At 67.8% G+C, this 4,363-nt stretch carries 4 protein-coding genes; all 4 read left to right on the top strand.

Translation table 11 applies throughout. The features are described from left to right. On the top strand, positions 1–469 hold a 469-nt coding region (locus tag WC326_16460), incomplete at its 5' end, for a GPW/gp25 family protein (protein ID MFA7332663.1). Then, positions 466–1,656, top strand: coding sequence for a baseplate J/gp47 family protein (locus WC326_16455; GenBank protein MFA7332662.1), 1,191 nt, complete (start codon positions 466–468; stop codon positions 1,654–1,656). The genes WC326_16460 and WC326_16455, both read left to right, overlap by 4 nt. Then, complete coding sequence (locus WC326_16450; GenBank protein ID MFA7332661.1) at positions 1,656–2,336, top strand: hypothetical protein; 681 nt, start codon at positions 1,656–1,658, stop codon at positions 2,334–2,336. Before WC326_16455 ends, WC326_16450 begins: the two co-directional genes overlap by 1 nt. A 2-nt stretch (positions 2,337–2,338) precedes the next feature. Continuing rightward, the coding region (locus tag WC326_16445; protein MFA7332660.1) for a hypothetical protein at positions 2,339–4,363 on the top strand (2,025 nt) is incomplete at its 3' end.

Genomic DNA, 4,363 nt, shown 5'->3' with positions numbered 1-4,363 from the left:
GTGCCCAGACGGGCGCCACGACGGGGCCGGGGGCCATCCTATGAGCACGTTCCTAGCCCGCGACATCGCCTTTGCGGCGGACGGCGACCTCCTGGTGGCGCCAACGGGCGACCTGCAGATCGCACATGACGAGGACGTGCTGCGTCAGGACATCCTCGACCGCTTGGCCACGCTGCCGGGCGAGCTGCCTGCCCATCCCACCTGGGGCTGCCGCATCAAGAGCCTCCTGGGCGCGCCCGACACGCCCAGGACACGCATGCTGGCCAAGCGCTACCTGCGCGAGGCGTTGGAGGACGAGCCGCGCGTCGAGGACGCCAGCATCCTTGTCCAGCAGATCGGGTTCACGGCCGAGGAGAAGGTCTTCCGCATCCGCTTCGCCCTGGCCGGGCAGGACCGGCTGCAGGAGCTGGTGTGGGGCCTGGGCCTGAAAGGTCCCTTCGTCGTCAGCCAGGGGGAGATCCAGGCATGAGGACCTTCGACGAGATCCTGGCCGATCTCCTCTCGGCCGTCCTGGCCAAGACGCCCTTCACCAACCTGAATCCGGGCGCGGCGCTGCGCGGCATCCTGGAGGCCCTGGCCAGCGGTCTGGCCGGCCTCTACCAGCTGGTGCGGACGGTCAGCGGCGCCCTCTTCATCCAGACTGCCACAGGCTCGTGGCTGGACCTGAAAGCCCGCGAAGTTGGCGTGCGCCGGCTCATCGCCAAGCAGGCCCAGATCCGCCTCACGTTCACGCGATCCACACCGGCCACCCAGGACACGCTAATCCCGGCCGGCACCATAGTGCGCAGCCGAAAGGACTCGGCGGGGAGGAGCACGCGCTTCCTGACGGACACGGACGTCACCCTGCAGACGGGCCAGTCCGCCACCTACGTGACCGCCACGGCCGAGACAGCAGGCATTGCCGGCAACGTCGGCCCGGGCACGGTCACGCTGATCGTCACGCCCATCTCCGGCATCGAGAGTGTCACCAACGTGGACCGGGAGGGCATTCCTTACCTGGCGCAGGAGGGCGCGGACGCCGAGAGCGACCGGGCCTTCCGCGAACGGGCGATTGGCAAGTGGGAGACCCTGGGCGTCGGCGGCACGCGCGGCGCCTACCATGCATGGGCGATAAGTGTGCCAGGCGTGCAAGCGGCCATGGTGCTGGACGACGCGCCCTACGGGCCCGGCACGGTGGGCGTGGTGGTGCTGGGCACGAATGGCGCGCCCACGCCGCAGCTCCTGGACGACGTCAGGGTGTATATCCGCCCGCGGCAACCCCTGACCGCCCAGCTCGTGGTCTCCAGTGCGACCATCACGCCGGTCGCCCTGGCCCTCACCATCTGGCGCCTGGCCACGGCAGACCAGGCTGCGGTGGACGCGGCCGTTCGTCTGGCCCTGCAGGGTTACTCGGAGGCTCTCCAGCTCGGCGAGGGGCTCATCCGCGCGCGCCTCGTGGCGGCCGTCATGGCCGTGGATGGCGTCTACAACGTGACAGTTGACGCGCCCACGGCGGATGTGGCGGCGACGCCGGCCGAGTACCTGGACGTGGACGCCCAGGCGGCCACCCTCGTCCATCGCGTGAAGGGCCGCACCTACCAGGATCGCGTGCAGGCCCCCGCCGGCGAGGTTGTGCCGGTGATCGAGCCCATCGACAAGACGGTGTGGGACTTCTGATGGACAGCCGCCTGGGACCCTATCTGCTGGGCCTCTTGCCCAAGGTCCGCAGGCGCGTGGACGACAGCGCCCTCTCGCGCCTGCTGGACGCCCTTGGTCTCTCCCTGGACGCGGCCAAGGAGACCATCTACCGCCTGCGCCGGCGCGGGTTCGTGTGGACGCTGGGCGATGGAACGAACCCCTACTACGCGACCGACCTGCGCACGAGCGATCTGGAGCGACACGCCTTGGATCGTGGGACGAGGCGGCTGGCGGGTGAGAGGAATGCCGAGCTGGAGGCGCGCCTGGCCATCCTGCCCGCCACGCGCCAGTTCGCTGGCAGCGCCATGGGGATGAAGTACCTGGTCGAGGACGTGCTGGGCCACACGCTTTCGGCCCTGACCGTGTACGCGGATGATCCCCAGGCGCGCATCGTGCGGACTGCGCTGGACGACAAGTGGCAGGTGGAAGAAGAACGGTCGCACCTCTTCAGCGTGGCCGACCAAGGGGACGAGGAATTGGATGCCTATCGCCAGAACAGGCTCTTCAGCCAGGCGGACCTGGACATCCGCTTCAGCTTCTGGCTGACGATTGAAACGGCGACTGCCCTGGATACCCAGGAACAGGCCCGCGTGGCTGAGCTCGTGATGGCCGAGAAACCCGCGCACGCAGCCTGCGTGCTGACATTCCTGGAGGCGTGATCGTGGACCGCTACCTGTTCTTCTCGGGCGACAAGCCCACCCTGGAAGACGAGAACTACAGCCGGGACGCCCTCCTGCAAGCCATCCTGGATCGGACGGACGACCTCTTCACCGACGGCGTCATCCATGGCTTCGAAGTCACCCAGAATGGCAGTGATCTGGTGCTCGCTCCGGGCGTGGCCTATGTGGACGGCGAGCGCATCGTCAACCTTGATGAAGCTCGCCAGCCTTGGCCAGGGTCGACCAACTACGTCTTCGCCGGCTATACCCTGACAGAGGCAGCGCCCAAGACCCACTTCGTGACCGGACAGACCCACCAGACACGCCAGATCCATGGCTTCTCCCTGCGCCTTTCTCCCTTCCCGGTCAAGGGCACGCAGGAGGTGGTGGTGGCAAGCGTCCATGCGGATGGGACGGTGGTGGACCTGCGCGGCTTCGCCCAGGTGGTGAGCGACAAGCGCATCCATCAGCCGAACACCGACACGCACACCACGGCCCAGGACTTCCGCGTGGGTTACGAGAACGAGCAGACCCCGGGAAGTCTGGTGCTCACGGTGGCGAACGCCCTGGCCCAGCACCCGGAGCTAGAGCTCCTTTTCCGCCACGGCATCCTCAATCTGCAGGATGGCCATGGGGACCGAGTTGTGGAGACGCGGAAGATCCCGTCCAAGCCGGGCACGCCCATCCTCAGTGAAGACAACCTGGCCCTGCAGATCCTGGCGGACGCCCCGGACCGCACGGCAGCTCTGAAAACTGCCCTGGACACTTACACGGCCGCGCGGATCAGTGTCGAGGCGCTGTCTTCGCACGTCAGCGAACTGGACGGCTATCGGGCCCTGATCAACGCCAAGCGCCTGGCGGGCTACACGCTGGGCCAGATTCGCGGCACCCAGGCCGTGAGTGGCAGCCTGGACCTGGAGGTCCTGCACGCCAAGCAGCAGGCGATTGTCTCGGGCGCGGCGGGAACCGGCCGCGAGCCCGGCACGCTGTCCATCGTCACGGGATCGGCGACGGTCACTGGCGCGGGAACGGCACTGTCGTCCGCCCATGAAAGCCAGACCCTGCTGCTCCACTCGGAAGGACTCCTCACCGAGGTGACGGTCCTTTCCGTCAACGTCGCCCTGCAGACCCTGGTCCTGACGGTGCCCGCCAGCGTAACCGAGCCGGCCGCCTACTTCTACCCGGCCACGGTGACGGCCCTTGGCTATGGCACGGGCGTGGCCACGGCCTCTGAGATGTTGGCGGCCGTGGACGCCACCAAGGCGGCCAAGAGCAGTGTGCGCACCGAGATCCTGCAGGCCAAGGCCGCCCACGCCAACACGGTCCTGGAGCTCTTCAAGGACGATCAGGGCGGATCGGGCGACAACGAGGCCTATGCCTTGCGCCTCTCCTGGGACAAGCCGGCGCTGGTGGACTTGGAAGAGATCCGCGGCTACCGCGTGCGCGTCTACGAGCTGAAGAACACGCGCACGCGCCTGCCCGTTGGCGTGCCCAAGGCCGTGCTGGAGTCTGCCCACGTCGACTTGATTCACCGGACCCACGAGTCTTCGACCATTCCCCGCCAGAAGCATGAAGCCATCCAGGCCAGCGACGTCACGGGATCCGGGTCCACCACCAGCCTTTTGAAGGTGGCCGGCACGGCCGTCTTCCAGCCGGGCACGCGCGTGGAGGTGGGCGGTGTCTCGCGCATCGTCAAGGCATTCGACTCCAACAGCCGCACAATCGAGCTGCTGACGCCCTTGCCGGCGGCGCCGGTCCTGGGCCAGGTCCTGACGAGCTACCAGCTCGCTTGGGAGGGTGACGTCTGGACCGAGCGTCTGCAGTGGTCCATCCGCGGCGGCCAGCACCTGGTGATCTATGTCCAGGCCGTGACCGAGTTCGATGTGGGCGGGGACTGGTCGGCCGGGCTGGAAGTGCTGACGGACGAGCTGGAGAATGCCGCGGGCGAGACCCTGGCCCAGATCCTGGCGCGCCGGCGCAGTCAGGATCGATCCCGTTTCGAAGTGGAGCGTGACCGCATGGCCACG

Source organism: Candidatus Delongbacteria bacterium (assembly GCA_041675285.1).
Lineage (GTDB): Bacteria > CAIWAD01 > CAIWAD01 > CAIWAD01 > CAIWAD01 > CAIWAD01.
The sequence above is the reverse complement of the archived record's forward strand: the minus strand, read 5'-3'. Positions and strand labels throughout refer to the sequence as shown.

What these genes read in the sequence shown, in the direction of transcription:
- WC326_16455 (MFA7332662.1), top strand. Translation starts at nt 466, where the DNA reads ATGAGGACCTTCGACGAGATCCTGGCCGATCTCCTCTCGGCCGTCCTG.
- WC326_16450 (MFA7332661.1), top strand. Translation starts at nt 1,656, where the DNA reads ATGGACAGCCGCCTGGGACCCTATCTGCTGGGCCTCTTGCCCAAGGTC.